24 protein-coding genes are annotated in these 19,565 nt (G+C 65.0%); 13 read left to right on the top strand and 11 right to left on the bottom strand.

Annotated elements, in window-relative coordinates; genetic code table 11:
• Positions 1-9: 9 nt before the first annotated feature.
• A complete protein-coding gene (locus tag AC3A43_RS14120) occupies positions 10-1,218 on the bottom strand; it encodes a TIGR04063 family PEP-CTERM/XrtA system glycosyltransferase (protein ID WP_487793190.1) in 1,209 nt (402 codons plus the stop codon).
• A gap of 65 nt (positions 1,219-1,283) precedes the next feature.
• On the opposite strand from AC3A43_RS14120, the gene AC3A43_RS14115 reads away from it, so the two are divergent.
• From AC3A43_RS14115 to AC3A43_RS14075, 9 genes are all read left to right on the top strand, one after another.
• Positions 1,284-1,448 (top strand): hypothetical protein, encoded by a 165-nt coding sequence (locus AC3A43_RS14115; protein WP_487793189.1) that lies wholly within the window; start codon positions 1,284-1,286, stop codon positions 1,446-1,448.
• Positions 1,441-2,778 carry a putative O-glycosylation ligase, exosortase A system-associated gene (locus AC3A43_RS14110; RefSeq protein ID WP_487793188.1) on the top strand — a complete coding sequence of 446 codons (1,338 nt, stop codon included), beginning with the start codon at positions 1,441-1,443 and terminating at the stop codon, positions 2,776-2,778. The genes AC3A43_RS14115 and AC3A43_RS14110 overlap by 8 nt, the downstream gene beginning before the upstream one ends.
• Positions 2,739-3,905, top strand: a complete 1,167-nt coding sequence (locus tag AC3A43_RS14105; protein ID WP_487793187.1) for an acyltransferase family protein — start codon at positions 2,739-2,741, stop codon at positions 3,903-3,905. The genes AC3A43_RS14110 and AC3A43_RS14105 overlap by 40 nt, the downstream gene beginning before the upstream one ends.
• Positions 3,906-3,963: 58 nt before the next feature.
• Entirely contained in the window at positions 3,964-4,974 is a 1,011-nt protein-coding gene (locus AC3A43_RS14100) for a DNA topoisomerase IB (RefSeq protein WP_487793186.1), read from the top strand.
• Positions 4,975-5,099: 125 nt separating this feature from the next.
• Positions 5,100-6,200 (top strand): mechanosensitive ion channel family protein, encoded by a 1,101-nt coding sequence (locus AC3A43_RS14095; RefSeq protein ID WP_487793767.1) that lies wholly within the window; start codon positions 5,100-5,102, stop codon positions 6,198-6,200.
• A gap of 93 nt (positions 6,201-6,293) precedes the next feature.
• A complete protein-coding gene (locus AC3A43_RS14090) occupies positions 6,294-6,752 on the top strand; it encodes a MaoC family dehydratase (RefSeq protein ID WP_487793185.1) in 459 nt (152 codons plus the stop codon).
• 54 nt (positions 6,753-6,806) lie between these two features.
• Positions 6,807-7,988 carry an acetyl-CoA C-acyltransferase gene (locus AC3A43_RS14085; protein WP_487793184.1) on the top strand — a complete coding sequence of 394 codons (1,182 nt, stop codon included), beginning with the start codon at positions 6,807-6,809 and terminating at the stop codon, positions 7,986-7,988.
• A 1-nt stretch (position 7,989) separates the two neighbouring features.
• Positions 7,990-8,574, top strand: a complete 585-nt coding sequence (locus AC3A43_RS14080; protein WP_487793183.1) for a carboxymuconolactone decarboxylase family protein — start codon at positions 7,990-7,992, stop codon at positions 8,572-8,574.
• A 14-nt stretch (positions 8,575-8,588) separates the two neighbouring features.
• Positions 8,589-8,879, top strand: a complete 291-nt coding sequence (locus AC3A43_RS14075) for a putative quinol monooxygenase (RefSeq protein WP_487793182.1) — start codon at positions 8,589-8,591, stop codon at positions 8,877-8,879.
• Positions 8,880-8,909: 30 nt separating this feature from the next.
• On the opposite strand, the gene soxR is transcribed toward AC3A43_RS14075, so the two are convergent.
• Positions 8,910-9,380 carry a redox-sensitive transcriptional activator SoxR gene (gene soxR / locus AC3A43_RS14070; RefSeq protein ID WP_487793181.1) on the bottom strand — a complete coding sequence of 157 codons (471 nt, stop codon included), beginning with the start codon at positions 9,378-9,380 and terminating at the stop codon, positions 8,910-8,912.
• Between the two features lie 85 nt (positions 9,381-9,465).
• On the opposite strand from soxR, the gene AC3A43_RS14065 reads away from it, so the two are divergent.
• Both AC3A43_RS14065 and AC3A43_RS14060 read left to right on the top strand, forming a co-directional pair.
• Positions 9,466-9,861: a VOC family protein gene (locus AC3A43_RS14065; RefSeq protein WP_487793180.1), complete on the top strand. Its 396-nt coding sequence runs from the start codon at positions 9,466-9,468 to the stop codon at positions 9,859-9,861.
• Between the two features lie 63 nt (positions 9,862-9,924).
• Positions 9,925-10,389, top strand: a complete 465-nt coding sequence (locus AC3A43_RS14060) for a pyridoxamine 5'-phosphate oxidase family protein (protein ID WP_487793179.1) — start codon at positions 9,925-9,927, stop codon at positions 10,387-10,389.
• Positions 10,390-10,431: 42 nt separating this feature from the next.
• On the opposite strand, the gene AC3A43_RS14055 is transcribed toward AC3A43_RS14060, so the two are convergent.
• The gene (locus AC3A43_RS14055) at positions 10,432-11,424 is read right to left on the bottom strand and encodes a dipeptide epimerase (protein WP_487793178.1); all 993 of its coding nucleotides are present in this window, start codon (positions 11,422-11,424) and stop codon (positions 10,432-10,434) included.
• Between the two features lie 23 nt (positions 11,425-11,447).
• Here AC3A43_RS14055 and AC3A43_RS14050 point away from each other — a divergent pair, with 23 nt between their 5' ends.
• On the top strand, positions 11,448-11,843 hold the full coding sequence (locus tag AC3A43_RS14050; RefSeq protein ID WP_487793177.1) for a YkvA family protein: 396 nt from the start codon (positions 11,448-11,450) through the stop codon (positions 11,841-11,843).
• Positions 11,844-11,900: 57 nt separating this feature from the next.
• On the opposite strand, the gene AC3A43_RS14045 is transcribed toward AC3A43_RS14050, so the two are convergent.
• The 4 genes from AC3A43_RS14045 to argH are packed head-to-tail and all read right to left on the bottom strand — an operon-like array spanning position 11,901 to position 15,571.
• Complete coding sequence (locus AC3A43_RS14045) at positions 11,901-12,668, bottom strand: precorrin-2 dehydrogenase/sirohydrochlorin ferrochelatase family protein (protein WP_487793176.1); 768 nt, start codon at positions 12,666-12,668, stop codon at positions 11,901-11,903.
• Complete coding sequence (lysA, locus tag AC3A43_RS14040; protein ID WP_487793175.1) at positions 12,668-13,927, bottom strand: diaminopimelate decarboxylase; 1,260 nt, start codon at positions 13,925-13,927, stop codon at positions 12,668-12,670. The genes AC3A43_RS14045 and lysA overlap by 1 nt, the downstream gene beginning before the upstream one ends.
• Positions 13,928-13,943: 16 nt before the next feature.
• On the bottom strand, positions 13,944-14,195 hold the full coding sequence (locus tag AC3A43_RS14035; protein ID WP_487793174.1) for a hypothetical protein: 252 nt from the start codon (positions 14,193-14,195) through the stop codon (positions 13,944-13,946).
• A complete protein-coding gene (gene argH, locus AC3A43_RS14030) occupies positions 14,195-15,571 on the bottom strand; it encodes an argininosuccinate lyase (protein ID WP_487793766.1) in 1,377 nt (458 codons plus the stop codon). Before argH ends, AC3A43_RS14035 begins: the two co-directional genes overlap by 1 nt.
• On the opposite strand from argH, the gene AC3A43_RS14025 reads away from it, so the two are divergent.
• Positions 15,570-16,193 (top strand): TlpA family protein disulfide reductase, encoded by a 624-nt coding sequence (locus AC3A43_RS14025; RefSeq protein WP_487793173.1) that lies wholly within the window; start codon positions 15,570-15,572, stop codon positions 16,191-16,193. The two genes, argH and AC3A43_RS14025, sit on opposite strands and share 2 nt — an antisense overlap.
• Positions 16,194-16,269: 76 nt before the next feature.
• On the opposite strand, the gene AC3A43_RS14020 is transcribed toward AC3A43_RS14025, so the two are convergent.
• The 4 genes from AC3A43_RS14020 to AC3A43_RS14005 all read right to left on the bottom strand — a co-directional run bounded on the left by AC3A43_RS14020 (position 16,270) and on the right by AC3A43_RS14005 (position 19,563).
• A complete protein-coding gene (locus AC3A43_RS14020) occupies positions 16,270-16,608 on the bottom strand; it encodes a hypothetical protein (protein WP_487793172.1) in 339 nt (112 codons plus the stop codon).
• Between the two features lie 124 nt (positions 16,609-16,732).
• Positions 16,733-17,734 carry an NAD(P)H-dependent glycerol-3-phosphate dehydrogenase gene (locus AC3A43_RS14015; protein ID WP_487793171.1) on the bottom strand — a complete coding sequence of 334 codons (1,002 nt, stop codon included), beginning with the start codon at positions 17,732-17,734 and terminating at the stop codon, positions 16,733-16,735.
• A 39-nt stretch (positions 17,735-17,773) separates the two neighbouring features.
• Positions 17,774-18,706, bottom strand: coding sequence for an alpha/beta fold hydrolase (locus AC3A43_RS14010; RefSeq protein WP_487793170.1), 933 nt, complete (start codon positions 18,704-18,706; stop codon positions 17,774-17,776).
• Positions 18,703-19,563, bottom strand: coding sequence for a lysophospholipase (locus AC3A43_RS14005; RefSeq protein ID WP_487793169.1), 861 nt, complete (start codon positions 19,561-19,563; stop codon positions 18,703-18,705). Before AC3A43_RS14005 ends, AC3A43_RS14010 begins: the two co-directional genes overlap by 4 nt.
• Positions 19,564-19,565 lie beyond the last annotated feature (2 nt).

The following is a 19,565-nucleotide window of genomic DNA, read 5'->3' as shown; positions in this document are numbered from 1 at the left end:
CGGCGGCCGTCAAACACTGCCGCGCAGCAATTGCTGGTAAACCGGTTCGTAACGTAAAATGTTTGATGACCAGTTACGATGCCTTTCGACAAAAATACGTGCCGTCTGCCGCCGCTCGGGCCAGATCGCCCGATCTTCCAGTAAGTTGGCGAGCGCGTCGGCAATCGCGGCGGGGTCGTCGGGCGCGAACAGCGTCCCCGTCACACCATCTTCGATCAGCTCGCGGTGGCCCCCGACATCGGATGCGGCGACCAGCTTGCCCTGCGCCATCGCTTCGAGTGGCTTCAGCGGCGTGACCAGATCGGTCAGCCGCATCTTCTTGCGCGGATAGGCGAGGATATCGATCAGCGAATAATAACGCTCGACCTCCTGATGCGGCACCCGGCCGACGAAATGGATATGCGCCGCAGCGGGAGAAGCCGCCGCCTGCACCTTCAACGCCGCCTCCATCGGCCCGCCGCCGACGAGCAGCAGCCGCGCCTTCGGCTGCGCCACGACGAGCGCGGGCATCGCCGCGATCAGATCGTCGATGCCCTCATAATCATAGAAACTGCCGATATAGCCGATCACCGCATCGTCGGCGGCAAGCCCCAGCGTTTCGGCCAGCGCATCGTCGCGCGGGGTCGGATCGCCGAACAGCTCCAGATCGACGCCGTTCGGTGACACGGTGATTTTATCCCCGTCGATCCCACGCGCGATCAGGTCGCCGCGCAATCCTTCGCAGATCACCGCGACCGCATCGGCCGATTTCACCGCATGGGTTTCGAGCTGTCGGGTCAGCCAATAACGCAAGCTGCCCTCGCGCCCGGTGCCGTTGCCGACCGAGGCATCCTCCCAAAAGGCACGAATTTCATAGATCACCGGGATGCCCAGCCGCTTGCCGACACGCAGCGCGGCGAGACCGTCGAGCACGGGCGAATGCGCGTGAAGCAGGTCGGGCTTCCATTCCTCGACCAACGCTTCGACGCGCTTAGCCAGCGCCCCGATCTCGCGCCATTCACGGATTGGTGCGCGCGCGGGCGCAATCGGCGGGGTGCGATAGAAGGTCAGCCCGTCGACGGTCTCGCCGTCCGGGCCGGGCTCGGGATGCCGTACGCCAGTGACGCCCGCGACCGCCCATCCCTTTGCGGCCTGCGCCTTCATCAGCGCGCGCGTGCGAAAGGTGTAGCCGCTGTGCGCGGGCAGGCTATGATCGAGGACGTGCAATATGCGTGTCATGGGCCAGTGCACTGACATACAAGCCTTAACGCGGCGTCAACCCCGATCGCGTAGCGGGAGCGGACATGGTCGACAATTTTTCCATTGCCCTGACGCACGTCTTGCTGGCTATCGCGCTCTGGCGCCTGCTCCATCGCGACGATCTCGACCGCGAGGTCAGCCCGCGCCTGCAATGGCAGCAACGCCGCGACGCCGACCGCGCGGCGGAGGATGTCCACCCCGATGCGTGACATCGCGTTCGTCGCCTTTCTCTTCGCCTTCATCGGGATCGGCTTTCGCAAGCCTTTCCTGTTCGTGCTGTGCTTTTGCTACATCGACATCGTCGCGCCGCAGCGTTTGAGCTATTTCCTCATCAACTCGATCCCGATCTCGCTGATCGTGTTCGGGCTCGCGATCGCCGGCTGGCTCGCGGCCGACGACAAACGCGATACGCGCTGGTCGGGCCGGCAGACGCTGCTGGTGGCGCTCCTCTTCTATTGCTGGATGACGACCATCAACGCCGACTTTCCGGTCGAGGCGGCCGACAAATGGAGCTGGGTGTGGAAGGCGCTCGTCTGGGCGATCTTCCTGCCGCTGACCTTGCGGACCAAGCTGCGGATCGAGGCGCTGGCGCTGATCCTGTTGCTGTCGGCAGCGTCGATCGCGATCGCGGGCGGGATCAAGACCGCAGCAGGCGGCGGCGGCTACGGCTCGCTCCAACTGCTGCTCAACGAGAATTACGGCCTGTACGAAGGCAGCACCATGTCGTGCGTCGCCATATCGATCATCCCTCTGATCCTGTGGTACCGGCGGCACGGGACGATCTTTCCGCCCGACTGGATGGTGTCGCTCTTCTGCTTCGCCCTGGTTCTCGCCTGTGCCTTGCTGCCCGTCGGCACGCAGGCGCGCACCGGACTGATATGCCTCCTCGTGCTCGCTTTGCTGTCGTTGCGCGCGGTGAAGCACCGCTTTCTCTATATTGCGGGCGCGGGATTGCTCGCGGTCGCCGCCATTCCCTTCCTGCCGCAAACCTACACCGACCGGATGGAAACGATCCGCGGCTATAAGTCCGACCAGTCGGCGTCGACGCGCGTCGCGGTGTGGGCGTGGACATGGGAATATGCGAAGGACAATCCGATGGGCGGCGGCTTCAACGCCTTCCTGCAAAATCGCGTCCGCGTCGAAAAGGAGGCGAGCAGTCCGAACGAGACCGCAAGCGTCTATGAAGAAGAATCGCGCGCCTATCATTCGAGCTATTTCGAGATGCTCGGCGAACAGGGTTACCCCGGAACCGCGATGTGGCTGCTTCTGCATTTCGCGGGCCTGTTCCAGATGGAGCGCATCCGGCGGCGCTATCTTCGGACCCGGCGCGGCGAAGAGCAGTGGATCGCGCCGCTGGCGACCGCGCTGCAACATGGTCACATCGTCTATCTGGTCGGGTCGCTGTTCGTCGCCATCGCGTTCCAGCCCTTCATCTATATGATGCTGGCATTGGAGATCGGACTGACGACCTATTGCCGCCGCCGCGAGAAAGAAGCGGGATGGCGGCCGCTGATCGCGCGCCCGATGGCCGCCGCATGAGCGCCGCCGCCATGCCGCGGCAGATGCTGCCGACCCTCACCGGGCTCCGCGGGTTCGCCGCGCTGATGGTGCTGCTCTATCACATCCGCAGCGCGATGGGGGGCTTCCTGCCCGAGCGGGTCATTGCGGTGCTGGCCGAGGGCTATCTCGCGGTCGATCTGTTCTTCGTGCTGTCGGGGTTCGTGCTGTGGTGGACCTATGGCACCGAGTTTCGCGATCAGGGCATCCGCGCCGCGCCACGCTTCATCGTCCGGCGCTTTGCCCGCATCTTTCCGCTCCATATCGCCATATTGTCGGCGATGCTGCTGTTTGCGCTGGCGTTGCTCGTCAGCGGGCGCGACCCCGGCGCGCATTACAGCTTCGCCCAGCTGCCGGCGCATTATCTGCTGGTCCAGAATTGGGGATTCAGCAACGGGCTGACGTGGAACGACCCCGCCTGGTCGATCTCGACCGAATGGGCGGCCTATCTGCTGCTCGCGATCGCCGGGGGCTGGCTGGCGCAACTGCGTATCGGCGCGTGGAGCTTTCCCCTTGTCGTCGTCGCGATGGCGGCGGGGCTCGGGTGGTGGTTCGCGGCGGCCGGACGCACCAGCATCGGCAACGACATTCCCGTCACGGGTCTGCTGCGCTGCCTCGTCGAATTCGGCATCGGCATCCTGCTGTGCCAGTGGTGGACCGCGCAGCGCGAGCGGCGCCATGCCGCCACGATCATTTACGGCACCACGCTCGCCCTTGTTGGGGCTGGCACGCTGCTACTGATATTCGCTCAATCACAACCCGCGGCGGTCCCACTGATCATGACCGCCATCGTCATCCTCGCGCTGCAGGCCTCGACCGCTGCGCGGCCTTTGCTGTCGGGCCGGATCGCGCAATGGCTCGGCGACATCAGCTATGCGGTCTATCTCTCGCACTTCTTCCTCTGGATCCTCTTCAAACTTTTTTTCGTCGCCGATCCGGCGCGGGTCCATCCGGTCGGGATTCTGGCCTTCATCCTGTTGACGCTGGCCGTGTCGCATCTTCTCCATATCGGTCTGGAAGTCCCGGGGCGGCGGATCGCCCAGCGCGCCGGCGACCGCCTGCTCGCCGCGCCGCGTACGGTCTTCGCCGCCGGCCGCAGCGAGACCTGATCGCGCGTCGCCTTCTATCGCGCGGGAACCTTCGGCGCCGTCGGGGCGCTAATGCCCCATGTCGCCCACCCGCCTCATCCATGTCGATGACAGCCTGCCCGGGATCGGCCGCGAGCGCGTCGATGGCGATTGGCGGTATCGCGACCCCAAGGGCCGGATCATCCGCGACACGGCCGAAATCCGACGGCTCAACGCGATCGCGCTGCCCCCCGCCTATGAGGATGCGTGGTATTGCCCCGCCCCCAACGGCCATATCCTCGCGACCGGATATGATGCGCGCGGTCGCAAGCAATATCGGTATCATCCCGAGTTCCGGGTCGCGCGCGAAGCCGACAAATATGACCGCTGCGCCGCGTTCGGCCACGCACTTCCGCTGCTGCGCGCGCGCCTTGAAGGCGATCTGAACCGCCGGACCTTGTGTTCGGAGCGCGTCGTCGCAGCGGTCGTGCGCCTGCTCGACCTTGCCGCACTCCGTGTCGGGAACGAGCAATATGTCGCCGCCAACAAAAGTTTCGGTGCGACGACGCTGCGCCAACGCCACGCCAAACTGTCGGGCAAGACGCTCCGCCTGAAATATATTGCGAAGGGCGGCGCCAAGCGCGAGGTGACGATCAGCGACCGCAGCCTCACCACACTCGTCCGCCGGCTTCAGGATCTGCCCGGCCAGAATCTCTTTCAATATGACGATGGCGACGGCGTCTGCGCCGTCGCGTCCGAAGATGTGAACGCTTATATCCGCGAGGCGATGGGCGGCGATTTCAGCGCCAAGCATTTCCGCACCTGGTCGGCGAGCGTCGAGGCCTTTTCCTTCCTCTATGACGCGCCCGAACCGCCGACGCTGAAGGCGATGCTCGAACATGTCGCCGACCGGCTCGGCAATACCCCCGCGATTGCGCGCAAAGCCTATGTGCATCCCGCGATGCTCGCTGCGGCACAGGCCCGCGACAATTTTGCATCCTCCGTCGGCACTCTGCCTCGCGCGACGCGTCATCTTTCGCGTTACGAACGCGGATTTTTGACCTATCTGGAGCAGGCGCCCGCGGCCGCGGTGCTGCTTCAATCCGCCTGATCCGACAAAAGAGGACTGACGTGACTTTCTCTCTACTCGCCGCCGCGACCACCGCCGCCCCGAAAACCGAGCCCGCAAAAGCTGTCGCGACCGATCCAATCGCCGACCTGCAGCGCTATTGGGACATGAGCGTTGCGTGGGTGAACAGCCACTGGCTGCAGATCGGCATCGCGATCGGCGCCGGCCTCCTCATCTATTTCGTCCTGTCGATGGTTCGCAGTTTTGCACTCAAGCACGCGCAATCCGCCGAAGGCGAGATGTCGTTGACCCACATCGCCGGGCGCGTGATCCACAAGACGAAGTCGACCGTACTCGCGATCATCGCGATCCGCATGGTCGCCGGCTATGCGCAGCCGCCCGCGGTGATCATGCAGATCATGCAGTTCGTCTTCACCGTCGCCGTCGTGCTGCAAGTCGCGATCTGGGCGCGCGAGATCGTGCTCGGGCTGATCCAGCGCCGCGCGGCGGAGGGGAATAATGAAACGCTCCGCAACGCGATGGGGATTATCCGTCTGCTGATCAGTATCGCGTTGTTCGCGATTGCGGCGATCGTCATCCTCGACAATATGGGGGTCAATGTCACCGGCCTCATCGCCGGTCTGGGCATCGGCGGCATCGCAATCGGCCTTGCTGCGCAGGGCATTTTCTCCGATCTCTTTGCTTCGCTGTCGATCATCTTCGACCGGCCGTTCCGCGTCGGTGAGACGATCAAATATGACACGAGCACCGCCACCGTCGAACGCATCGGGCTGAAAAGCACAAGATTGCGCTCGCTCAACGGCGAATTGCTGGTGATCTCGAACACCAATTTGCTGAGCAAGGAGATCACCAATTTCGCGCATCTCCACCGCCGCCGGATCACCTTCCACATCGGCGTCATCTATCAGACGACGCCCGATATGCTGCGCGACCTGCCCGCTTTGCTCGAGGAACAGGTTGTCGCCGGGGGTCAGGAATTCATCCGCTCGAGCTTCCTCGCCTTCGGCCCGTCGAGCCTCGATTTCGAGCTGCTCTTCGACGTTTTCAGCGACGAGTTCGATGTCGTCGCGGCGGCACGTACCGACGTCGGGATCCGGCTGTTCGAGGCGATGGCAAAGGCAGGATATGAGTTCGCCTATCCGACCCAGACGACCTTCACCGCGGCCCCCGACGGCACGATGGTCCTGCCCTATGCCGAGTCTCCGAAGCCGAGGGCAAGCGCGGCAAAGGCAGCGAAGCCCGGCTGACGCTACGGCTCCGCGGCTGCGGGGCTTGGCCCTTGTGCAACGCGTCAAGAGAGGCCTAGAACGCGCCCCGAACCAGCTATTGAGGGGATGATTATGGCCACCATCACGCCGCAGGAACTGCAAACCAAGGTCGGCGAGCATCTCGGCACGTCGGAATGGGTGCTTGTCGATCAGGAGATGATCAACAAATTCGCCGACGCGACGGGCGATCACCAGTTCATCCATATCGACGAAGAAAAGGCCAAGCTCACGCCGTTCGGCGGCACGATCGCGCACGGCTTTTTGACGCTGTCGCTGATGCCGATGCTCGGCGCGAGCACCGACGGCCCCAAGGTCGGCGGCGTCAAGATGGGCGTCAATTACGGCTGCAACAAAGTCCGTTTCCTGTCGCCCGTGCGTTCGGGCAAGCGCGTGCGGAGCCATGTGAAGCTGCTGGAGCTCGAGGAAAAGCGCCCCGGCCAGTGGCAGCAGACCAATGAAGTTTCAGTCGAGATCGAGGGCGAGGAAAAGCCCGCGCTGATCGCCGAATGGATCAGCCAGTTTTTCGTTTGAGCCCCGCCCTCCCCGGCAAAGAATCTGCCAAACTCTTCGAAGAGGAACAACATCATGCGTGACGCCGTCATCGTTTCCACCGCCCGCACCCCGCTGACCAAGGCGGGACGCGGTTCGTTCAACAACACGCTCGCCCCGACGCTGGGCGCCCATGCGGTCCGTGCTGCGGTCGAGCGCGCCGGTGTCGCTGGCGGCGAGATCGACGACGTCGTGTTCGGCGCCGCGATGCAGCAGGGATCGCAGACGATGAACGTCGCGCGCCTGATCGCGCTACGCGCCGGTCTGCCCGTCACCGTCCCCGGTATGTCGATCGATCGCCAGTGCTCGTCGGGCCTGATGACGATCGCAACCGCCGCAAAGCAGATCATCGTCGACCGCCAGGACATCGCCGTCGCCGGCGGCATCGAGTCGATCTCGAAGGTCAGCGGCAGCGGGAAAGTGTTCATCGAGACCGACGCCGAGCTGATCGCGATGCACAAGGACACCTATATGCCGATGATCGGCACCGCAGAGGTCGTCGCCAAGCGTTACAATATCAGCCGCGAAGCGCAGGACGAATATTCGTTCCAGTCGCAGCAGCGCACCGCCGCCGCGCAGGCCTCGGGCAAATATGACGACGAGATCGTCGCCTGCAACGCGACCATGGCGGTCGTGAACAAGGAAACGAAGGAAGTCAGCTTTCAGGACGTCGTCGCGAACAAGGACGAGTGCAACCGTCCCGACACGACGCTCGAAGGCTTGCTCAGCCTCAAGCCCGTCATGGGCGAAGGCTTTTCGATCACCGCGGGCAACGCCAGCCAGCTCGCCGACGGCGCATCGGCCGCGGTGCTGATGGAAGCCAAGGTCGCCGAGAAGAGGGGCCTCCAGCCGCTCGGCCGTTATGTCGGCATGGCGGTCGCGGGCACCGAGCCCGACGAAATGGGCATCGGCCCCGTATTCGCAATCCCGAAGCTGCTCGAACGCTTCGACCTCAAGATGGACGACATCGGCCTCTGGGAACTCAACGAAGCCTTTGCCGTGCAGGTCCTCTACTGCCGCGACACGCTCGGCATCCCGAACGAGCTGCTAAACGTCAACGGCGGCTCGATCTCGATCGGCCACCCGTTCGGCATGACCGGCGCGCGCTGCGTCGGCCACGCGCTGATCGAAGGCAAGCGCCGCGGCGTGAAATATGCCGTCGTCACAATGTGCATCGGTGGCGGCCAGGGCGCAGCGGGCCTGTTCGAGGTCTTCTGATTTGCGCTTAAGTAAACCGCGTATCGAGCCGGTCGACCTCGACCGGCTCGATGCCGACCAGCGCGCCGCGCTGGAACCCTTCCTTGCTTCCGATGGGGGCAAGGTCGGCGGCGGCAAGATCCTCAACATCTTCCGCACCCTTGCCCATGCGCCGAAGGCGCTGACCGCCTTCCTCGGCTGGGGCAATTATATCCTCTCGAAGCGCAACGCGCTTTCGTCGCGGGACCGCGAACTCGTCATCCTGCGCACCGGCTACAACTGCCGCTCGGGTTATGAATGGACGCAGCATAAGCGCATCGGCCTCGACTGCGGGCTGACCGAAGACGAGATCGCGCGCATCAAGACCGGTCCCGACGCAGAGGGCTGGAACGACATCGACCGTGCGATGCTGCGTGCGACCGACGAACTCGCCGCCGACCATTTCGTCACCGACGCGACCTGGGCCATGCTTGCGCCACTGGGCGACAAGGGCCGTATGGATCTGGTGATGACCGTCGGCCAGTACACGCAAGTATCGATGATCTTGAACAGCTTCGGCATTCAGGTCGAGGACGGCTGGACCGTCGATCCCGATCTGAAAACCTGACAAGGGAGAATGACATGAGTGCCATCGGTGTGATCGCCACGCTGCGCGTGCAGTCCGGCAAGGAAGCGGAATTCGAAGGCATCTTCGCCGAGCTCGCGGCCGCGGTGAACGCGAACGAAGCGGGCAACAGCTATTACCGCCTGTTCCAGACCGGCGAGACCGGCGCCTACAAGGTGCTCGAATGTTACGACGACCAGGACGCGCTCGACGCACACCGCGCCTCCGATCATTTCCGCAGCATCGGCGCGCGCCTCGGCCCCTGCCTCGCCGGTGCCCCCGAGATCGAGACGCTCGCCGCGACCTGACGCTGGCCCGCTTCCCGTCGGGAGAGGGGGCTAGCCGACCTCGGCAATCTCCCCCGACCGGTCGCCGAGCAGATAGCGCGGCCCGGCGCCGCGCTGCGCGGCCTTGTCCTCGCGGTTGTAGAGTCCGCATTTCTTGAGACTGAGGCAACCGCAGCCGATGCAGTTTCCGAGCAATTCGCGCGTCCGCTCGAGCGCCGCGATCTGCGCATCGATTCGCGCGCCCAGCCCGGTGCTGATCCGCGTCCAGTCGGCACCATTCGGCGTCCGCCCTGCGGGAAGCCGCACCAGTTCCGCCGCAATCTCCTCAAGACTAAGCCCCAATTGCTGTGCGATGAGGATGAACGATATGCGGCGGATGTCGGCGCGCAGGAAACGCCGCTGGCCGCCGCCGGTGCGCAAGGCCTCGACCAGCCCCTTCGCCTCGTAAAAACGGATCGCCGACACCGCGACCCCGGTGCGCGCCGCCAGTTCGCCGATCGCGATCAGGTCGGTCCGATGCATCCCGCCACTCTCCTTGCTTTCCTCTTGATCTAAACCTGACTTGAGCTTTCATAAGTGCCGCGTCAACGCGAATCAGGAGAATGAAGTGACGCATCCTTTCATCGAGCATGTAAATCTGACGGTCAGCGATCCCGACCGCACCGCCGGAATCCTCTCGGCGATCTTTGGCTGGCACGAACGCTGGCGCGGTCCGGCTCGCGACGGCGGGCGCACGATCCACCTCGGCAGCGACGCCGCCTATATCGCGCTCTACACCGGCCCCGACGGCCAGCACGCCGACGCGCAATATCCAAAGGGTGCCCCGCTCAACCATGTCGGGATACAGGTCGAAGATCTCGACACGATCGAAATGCGCGTCAAAGCCGTCGGCCTGACCCCGTTCAATCATGGCGATTACGAACCGGGCCGGCGTTTCTATTTCTTCGACCCCGATGGCATAGAATATGAGGTCGTCAGCTATGCCGAGGCACGGCTGCGCTGAACCGGGCAACATGCCGCCTATTGGTGCGTTGGTTGATTATCACCGCATCAAAGGAGCCTCCCCATGAGCGACGACATCAAGAAGCAGTTCTGGAAAGCCCTGGCCGACAGCCCCTATGTCATGGTCGGCGCAACCGGCGAGCGCGAGCATCATATCCCGATGAACGCGCAGCTCGACAAGGATGCCAACAGCGCCTTCTGGTTCTTTACCGCAACCGACAACCGGCTGTCGGGCGGCGGCCCCGCGATGGCGCAATTCGCGTCGAAAGGGCACGACCTGTTCGCCTGTATTTCGGGCACGCTGGTGCATGAAAGCGACCGCGCTGTACTCGACAAATTGTGGAACAACAGCATCGCGGCCTGGTATGAAGGCGGCAAGGATGATCCCAAACTCGTCCTGCTGCGCTTCGATCTCGACAATGCCGAAATCTGGACCGCAGATGCCAGCATCAAAGGCCTGTTCAAAATGGCGACCGGGATGACGATGAAGGAAGGCGAACTCGGCCAGCACGCCGAAGTGGCGCTTTAGCGCTCACTCGTCCGTTCGTGTCGAGCGAACGAATATACCGGACTACCCCACCGGCGGCCCGATCCGTCCCTCGCGAAACTCGAACCCGCCATCACGGTCCCGCGCCAGAAGCGCGGGGCCGTCGAGGTCGACCCAGCGCGCACGCTGCGCGAGGACGAACGCAGGCGCGATCGCCAGGCTTGTCGACAACATGCACCCGACCATGATCGCCAGTCCCGCGGCATCGGCCGCATCGGCAATCCGCAGCGCCTCGGTCAATCCCCCGGCCTTGTCGAGCTTGATGTTCACCCCGTCGTAAAAGGCGCCGATCCGCGCAACGTCAGCCGCCGTCTGGCAGCTTTCGTCGGCGACGAAAGGAATGGGCGCATAGATCGGATCGAGCAAAGCGTCGGCACCCACCGGCACCGGCTGCTCGATCATTTCGACACCCATGTCGGCCAGCGCCTCGGCCTCGCTCAAAATATCGATGTCGCGCCAGCTCTCGTTGGCATCGACGATCAGCCGCGCCTCGGGCGCGCCCTTTCGCACCGCGGCGACGCGCAGCCGGTCGCCGTCGCCGGTCAGCTTCAGCTTGAGCAGTCGATAGCCATCGGCCGCGGCGGTTGCCGCCTGCTCGGCCATCGCACCGGGCGTGCCAAGCGAGATCGTAAACGCGGTCACGCGCGAGGTGGGCGCACCGTCGCAGCCCGCAAGTTGCCAAAGGCGCATACCGCGCTGCCGCGCCTCGAGATCCCACAGCGCACAATCGAGCGCATTCCGGGCCGCGCCCGGCGCCATCAACTCCTGTACCGCGGCGCGTGCATCCGCAGCGGTCAGCTCGGCGATATGCGCGGCCGCGAGCAGCAACTGGTCACGGCATCCCGCCGCATCCTCGCCCATATAATAGATGGGCGTGCCTTCGCCGCGCCCGGTCTCGCCGTCGCTCTCGACTTCGGCGACGACGACATCGACATGCGTCTTTGCTCCGCGGCTGATGACGAACGATCCCGCGACCGGCCAGCGTTCGACACGCGCGCTTTTCAGTTGGATAGCCATGCGAGGACAGTAAGGATCAAATGATGACCGGCAAATCCCTTTCCGAACATATCGGCGACCTCGGCCACCGCCTCGCGGTCGAGGCGCACGCCGCATGGCTCGCGGCGCGCGATCCGCGCGTTCCGATGCTCGCGCGGTTCCTCGCCATCGCGGTCGCGGCCTATGCGTTGTCGCCGATCGACCTGATCCCCGATTTCATTCCCGTCCTCGGCTGGATCGACGATCTCGTCATCGTGCCGCTCGGCCTGTTGGCCGTACGGCGGCTGATCCCGGCGCCGCTGTGGGCGGAGCTTCACACCGCCGCCGAAACCGCCAGCGAGCGCCCGTCGAGCCGCGCCGGCATGGCGTTCATTCTGCTGCTGTGGGCCGGGCTGCTCACCACCGTCTATTGGGCCGTCCGCACCTCTCCCTGGCATTGACCGACCGGCGTTAGAACCGCCGGAATGCCTCTTTTCGGCCGACGGTAGCCGGCCCGGTTACAGATCAAGCCAAAGCGACAATCCGGCCGGCAATATGGCCGGCGGGGTGGCGGAGACATGCCGCACCGCATCGGCACGGGCGCGGTCGAGGATTTGGGCGGGCACGTCGGCGGTGTGGAAAATATGGTCGGCCTCACCCAGCAGCCGCGCGGCGCGCAGTGTGAGGTCGTCGGGGTCCGCGCCGGTCAGGCGGATGGTTTCGATGCGCGTGGGTTGCATGACTATATCGCTCGCCAGCCACGCGCCGACCTTGTCCGCCGCCTCGCCGTCGAGCGGATCGAGCGCACCGCCGCTGGCGAGCGCGGCATCGATTGCGCGGCGGCGGTCGGCGGCAGCGGGCCAGCGCGCCTTCATCGCCTCGCGCGCCGCGAGGAGCGCAGCGGCGAGCGTGCCGAGGCGTGCGGGAAGCAAGGTTTCGATACGCTGGCGCACCGCTTTGGCCAACCCGGCCGACGCGCCGCCGGTGCCGATGGCGATCGTCACCGGTGCGCGGTCGACGATCGCGGGGGTGGTGAAATCGCAAAGATCGGGGCGGTCGACGACGTTGACGAGCAGGCCGCGCGCGCGGAGCGCAGCCGCCGCGGCGCGCGCCTCGCCTTCGTCGGCGAGCGCGACGAAAGCGATCATGCAACCCTCTTCCCATTCGGGCACGATCCGCCCGCCCGCGCGCGCGATCAGCCGCGCCTTGGCATCGGCTGCCTCCCCCGCCCCGACCAGCACGACCGTCCGGCCGCGCAGGTTGAGGAAGAGGGGCAGTTGTTCCATCAGTCGATCCAGTCGGGGACGCGCTCGGCGGCCATGATCGTGCCCGCAGTGATACGGTCGGCGACGATGGCATAACGATCGCCGTCGACAAGCACCTCGGGAACGAGGCTGCGGCTGTTATAGGTCGACGCCATCGTCGCGCCATAGGCGCCGGCGGTGCGGAAGACCGCGAGATCGCCCGCCTCGACATGGTCGGTGACACGGTCGCGCGCGAAGGTATCGCCCGTCTCGCACACCGGGCCGACGATCGACGCGGTCATCGTGGCGCCATTCGGCTTGACCGCGACAAAGTCGTGATAGGCGTCGTAGAGCGCCGGTCGCGCGAGGTCGTTCATCGCCGCGTCGACGATCACGAACGGGTTGGTCGCACCGGGCTTGACCCAAAGGACTTCGGTCAGAAGAACCCCGGTGTTGCCCGCGATGACGCGGCCGGGTTCGAACATCAAGGTGACGTCCCAGTCCTTCGTCACGCGCGCAACCATCGCGCCATATTCGGCGGGGCTGGGCGGATTGTCATCGGCCTTGTACGGGACGCCGAGGCCGCCACCGAGATCGACATGCGTGATGCTGTGCCCCGCGGCGCGCAGGTCGGCGACAAGGCGGCCGACGCGTTCGAAGGCGGCTTCCAGCGGATCGAGGCTGGTCAGCTGGCTGCCGATATGGACCGCGATGCCGCGCATGTTGAGCCCCGGCAGCGCCGACAGACGCCCGAAAATCTCGGGCGCGGTGTCGATGCCGACGCCAAACTTGTTATCCGCCTTGCCTGTCGAAATCTTGGCATGCGTGCCCGCATCGACGTCGGGATTGACGCGCAACACCGCCGGCGCGGTCATTTCCTTGGCGAGCGCAATCTCCGACAGCGCGATCCCCTCGGGCTCATGCTCGATATTGAACTGGCCGATACCGCGGTCGAGGCCCTGGGCCAGTTCGGCGCGCGTCTTGCCGACGCCCGAAAAGACGATGTCCTCCGCCGCCATGCCCGCGGCCAGCGCGCGTTCGAGTTCGCCGCCCGATACGACGTCGGCGCCATAGCCCTGCCGCGCGAGGACGCGGAGCACGCCGAGGTTCGGGTTGCACTTGATCGCGAAAGCGATGTGCTTCCTGGGCACATCCTTCAGCCCGTCGCGAAACGCTTGGGCGTGGCGTTCGAGCGTCGCGCGCGAATAGACGTAAACGGGCGTGCCGATTTCTTCGGCAATGCGCGGCAAGGGGATGTCTTCGACGTGCATCACGCCGTCACGAAGTTCAAAATGATTCATTGGTAAGTCCTGAAGCTCAGCCCGGAGGCGGCAAGTCAAAATCGTCGGGTTCACGCTGTTCGGACCGTTTGAGAAGTTCGTCGCTGCGCGCGGGCCGGGCCTGCGCGTCAGGCGTCGTAAGCTCCTCCGTGGTCGGGGCGCGAGTCGCGCCGACAGGAATCACCGGTGCAGGCTGGCCTGCAACGGGCTTCAGATCTTCCTTGCTGCCGCACGCGCCGAGCAGCGCGGTTGCAGCGAGCGTCATCATGATGAGGCGCTTCGTCGCCATCAAATCGTTCCTTCCAGCGCGGCGCGGGCCGCAGCAATAGCCTGCCTTACCCGTTCGGGCGCCGTGCCGCCATAGCTCACGCGGCTCGCAACCGATGCCTCGACGGTGAGCGCGGCCAGGACATCCGCTGTAACGGCTGGGTGGATCGCCGCGGCATCGCCCTCGGGCAAGGCCGACAGTTCGACACCCAGTTCTTCGGCGCGCTTTACGCAAGATCCGACGACATGATGCGCCTCGCGGAACGGCAGCCCGGCCTCGCGCACCAGCCAGTCGGCAAGGTCGGTCGCGGTCGAATAACCCGACGCGGCGAGCGCGCGCATGCGGTCGGTGCGAAAGGTCAGCGTTTCGATCATGCCCGTCATAGCCGCGAGCGACAGCGCGAGCGCGTCAAAGGCGCCGAAGACGGTTTCCTTGTCGTCCTGCAGATCCTTCGAATAGGTGAGCGGCAATCCCTTCACGATCACCGCGAGCCGCTGGAACGCGCCGAGCAACAGGCCCGCGCGCCCGCGCACCAGTTCGGCGGCGTCGGGGTTGCGCTTTTGCGGCATGATCGAGCTGCCGGTCGACCAGGCGTCGGGCAGGCTGATGAAGCCGAAGGGCTGGCTGGCCCAGATCACAATTTCTTCGGCGATCCGCGACAGGTGGATCGCGGCGATGGAGGCCGACGCGCAGAATTCGAGCGCGAAGTCGCGATCGGAGACGGCGTCGATGCTGTTCGCCATCGGCCGGTCGAAACCGAGCGCGGCGGCGGTCGCGTGGCGGTCGACGGGGAAGCCGGTGCCGGCAAGCGCGGCGGCGCCGAGCGGCGATTCATTCAGGCGGCGGCGGGCGTCGGCAAAGCGCGAACGGTCGCGGCCGAACATCTCGACATAGGCGAGCAGATGATGGCCGAGCGTGACCGGCTGCGCGACTTGCAAGTGGGTGAAGCCGGGCATGATGCTGTCGGCATGCTCCTCGGCGCGCGCGAGCAACGCGGCCTGAATTGCCGCGAGCCCGGCATCGATGCGTTCGCACGCGGTCCGCGTCCACAGGCGGAAATCGGTTGCGACCTGATCGTTGCGCGAACGCGCGGTGTGGAGGCGTCCGGCCGCCTCGCCGACGAGGTCCTTCAACCGCGATTCGACGGTCATATGAATGTCTTCGAGCGACAGATCGACCGGAACGCCGGTCGCGGCGAATTCGTCGGCAATCTGGGCAAGGCCGCGGTCGATCACCACCGCATCGTCGGCGCCGATGATGCCCGTCGCGCCGAGCATCGCGGCGTGCGCGCGGCTCGCTGCGATATCTTCTTCCCACAAGCGCTTGTCGACCGGGATCGATGCGTTAATCTCTTGCATGATCGCCGCAGGTCCGCCACCGAAGCGGCCGCCCCACATGCTGTTGCTGTCCGGAGATTTCGTCATCCGCCGCGTCCCAAACCCATATCTTGCTATCCTCGCCGTGCTTCTGGCCGGATCAATCGCGGGCTGCGATAGGGAAAAGCAGTCGGGCGGGCAAGCGGCAGCGGGCCAAGCAAATATTTCGGCGGGCCAAGCGCAGGGCGTCGGGCAGTTCGAATATATGATCGACCGCAGCCACAAAGGCAACGCGGCTCCGACGGCGGCCTTTCGCGGCCCCGACGACACGCCGGTGACGCTGGCGGATTTTCGCGGGCGCCCGCTGCTCGTCAATCTGTGGGCGACATGGTGCGCGCCGTGCGTCGCCGAAATGCCGACGCTCGATGCGCTCGCGGCAAAAAGTGGCAAGCGGATGACGGTGATCGCGGTGGCGCAGGATTTGCAGGGCGCCGAAATTGTCGATCCATGGTTCCAAAAGGCGGGGCTGAAAGCACTGCAACCCTATATCGATCCGAAAAACGGTCTGCTCGACGCGGCAAACAGCGCGCTGCCGACGAGCATTTACTATGACGCCGACGGCCGCGAAATCTGGCGCGTCGTCGGCGCGATCGACTGGCAGGGCAAGGAAGCGCAGGCGCTGCTGGCGGAGGCCGCGTCCTGAAAAAAGAAAGGGCGGGTGCCCATGACACCCACCCTTTCCTGCGACCCAGAGCAAGGCTCCGGGGAACTCGACAGGATTATCCGCCGACCGTCACGCGGCCGCTGCGATAGCCCTTCTTGCGCATTTCCTTCACATAATCCTTGTCGGCGTCGACCACCTCATTCTCCCATTCGTCCCACGCATCCCAGCGGTCTTCGCGGTCGGTCGAATGGCGAAGGTCGCTGGTCAGCTCCTTCTCGGCCTCAAGGATGTCCGCCCGGTAATTATACCATTGCTGGTTGACGATGCCCGCGATGGGGCTGGTACGAATGTGCGGCGCCTCGAACCCCGGCGGCTGCGAGCCATAAGGAACGGCGGCCACAGCGGCCGTGGCGGGAAGAGCCACAAGAATTGCAAGGGTGGTCCATTTTTTCATCGTCCATCTCCTGATTGCCCGCCCGCTCGCGGGCCGGTCAGCGAGTCAACGAAGCGCGCGGCGATTTTCTTCCCGGCCGAACGGAGATTCGGCACGGCTCGCGGCGGAATCGGGAAAAAATGGATCAGCCGGGGTGTGCTTCGTCGCCGACGGCCGAGCGGAGCAGGCCGCGAAACACGTCCTGCGCGCTGCGTTTGCCCTGCGTCACGTCATACACATCGCGCGCGATCGGCATGTCGAGGCCGTGCTTTTCGGCGAGCGCGATGACGGTCGGCGCGCTCTTCACGCCCTCGGCAACCATATTCATGCCCGCGATAATTTCGTCGATCGGGCGCCCCTTGCCCAGCTCGACCCCGACATGGCGGTTGCGCGACAACGGGCTGGTGCAGGTTGCGATCAGGTCCCCCATGCCGGTCAGCCCGGCAAAGGTTTCCGCGCGGCCGCCCATTGCGACGCCAAGCCGGGTGATTTCCGAAAGCCCGCGCGTCATCAATGCCGAGCGGGTGTTGTCCCCCGCCCCCAGCCCGTCGCCCATGCCGACCGCGATCGCGATGATATTCTTGAGCACCCCGCCGAGCTCGCAGCCGAGCAGGTCGGTGTTGGTGTAGACGCGGAACAACCCCGAGTGGAACACCGGCTGGAGCGCGCGCACGACGATCTCGTCCTCCATCGACAACACGCTCGCCGCCGCCTGCCCGGTCATGATCTCGCGCGCAAGGTTGGGCCCGGTGAGCACGCCGACGGGGTGCCCGGGCAGGACTTCCTCGATCAGCTCGGTCATCCGCTTGCCCGAGGCGAGTTCGAGCCCCTTGGTCAGGCTGATTACCGGCACCCACGGGCGCAGATGGGTTTTCGCTTCCTCGAGCACGGCGCGGAAACTGTGCGAGGGGACGCCCATGACGAGCACATCGGCGCCCGCGACGACCTCGGCCATGTCGGCGGTGGCGCGCAGCGCGGTCGGCAGCTTTATCCCGGGCAGATATTTGCGATTCTCATTGTCGGCGTTGATGCCGTCGACCGTCTCGGCATCGCGCGCCCACAGCGTGATCGGCGCATTGCGCGACACCAGTGATGCGACCGTCGTTCCCCAGCTGCCGCCGCCGAGCAGGCCCACTTTCAGGCGCATGCTTTTCTCCCCCATTTTCCGGGGAGAGTGGCGCCGGAATCAGTGCTTGGCAAGAAAGCCCTTCATCACCGCCGCGGTCGCCTTGGGATCCTCGATCATCGGGACATGGCCGATATGGTCAAAGATGTGCGAGACGCTGCCCGCGATGCCGGCTTCGAGCACCGGAACGCAGCTCACGTCGAGCAGCTTGTCGTGGCGGCCCCAGATGATCAGCGTCGGCACCTTCACCTCGCCCAGCCGGGCGTTGAGCGGATGGTCGCGGCCCTCGGTCGCGATGACCCAGAAGATCGTGTCGAGCTGGTCGCGATATTTGAGCGCATCGGCATAGAGTATAGGTTTGAGCCGTGCGGGAATGTAGGGCGGTTTGTGCACGACCATCGCGACCAGTCGGTCGGCATCTTCCAGACCCGCAAGGATGAGGGGGTTATAATCCTCATTCCCCGCCTGTTTCTGCAGGTCGCTTTCGTTGGCGCCGTTGACGCCGGCGTTGTCGAGCAGCGTCAGCGTCGCGAGCGCATCGGGAAAATCGATCGCGTAGCGCAGCGCGATCCAGCCGCCCATGCTGTTGCCCGCGACATGCGGGCGTTGCAGCCCCAATGTATCGGCGAACGCCTTCAACCGGGCGGTCTGCGCCTGCAGGTCATAGGCGAGGTCGGGATTGCGCTCATTCTCTCCGAACCCCGGCAGGTCGGGGGCGATGACATGATATTCGCGCGTGAGGTACGGCGCGATCATCGACCAATTATCCTTGTCGCCCGCAAAGCCGTGGACGAGCAGAAGCAGCGGTTTCGACGGGTCGCCGCCCTCCAGATAAGGCCATATCCGACCGTCGACGGCGACGCTTTTCTGTACCATCCCGCCGCGCCGCCGCAGCAGCGCGCGCGCGATCGCGACGAGGCGACCGGGGAAGACGAAATACATCAGCGCGAGCGCGATCAGCGGCGCAAAGATGAGGATGAGCAGGATTCTCATGCTGCGACTTTGCCTTTCACATGCGTATCGAACCAGCCGATCAGGTCGCCCAGCACCGCATCGCGTTCGGGCTCGTTATAGATTTCGTGAAAAAGCCCCGGATAGATTTCGAGCTTCTTGTCCTGCGACGCCACATTGTCGAACAGATAACGCGACCCCGCGGGGGCGGTCAGGCGGTCGGCTTCGCCATGCTGGATCAGGATCGGAAGGTGGATCTTCGGCGCATCGGCCTGTGCTACGGCCATCGCGTCCATGAATTCCTTGCCGAGCCTTGCGCCGATCTTGCCGCCATAGACGAGCGGATCGGCTTGATAGGCAGCGACGACCTCGGGATCGCGGCTGACGCCGTTCGAGTCCAATGACAGCACGCCAAGGCGCGGAAAGAAGCGCGAGAGAAAGCGGCTGATCAAAACGGTGAAGCGCGATGGCGGTTCGGCAGGAAGGATCGCGGGGCCCGAGAGCGCGGCCGCGACAAAGGCGCTCTGGCGCTCGACAAGGAACAGCGCCGCGATCAGTCCGCCCATGCTGTGACCGAGCAGCAGCCGCGGCGTATCGGCATGGTTGATCTCGACGAGCGTCAGCAATTCACTCATCCCGTCGAGAAAGGCCGAAAAGCGGGGAACGAAACCGCCTTCGCCGTCTGAATTGCCGTGCCCCCAATGATCGACGGCATAGATGGCATAACCCGCCTCGGTCAGCCGCTGCGCGACATATTCATAGCGCCCGGCGTGTTCGGCATAGCCATGCGCGAGCAGCACGACCGCGCGCGGGCGGCCTTCGGGCAGCCAGTGGGTGACGTGGAGTTTGGCCCCGGCGCCGGCGGAACCGGCAGGAAGGATCACCGCGCCGGCCGCCATGC

The organism is Sphingopyxis sp. Soil_C_28, from assembly GCF_057657055.1.
Note: the sequence above shows the minus strand (reverse complement) of the source record. Positions and strands in the feature narration are given on the sequence as shown.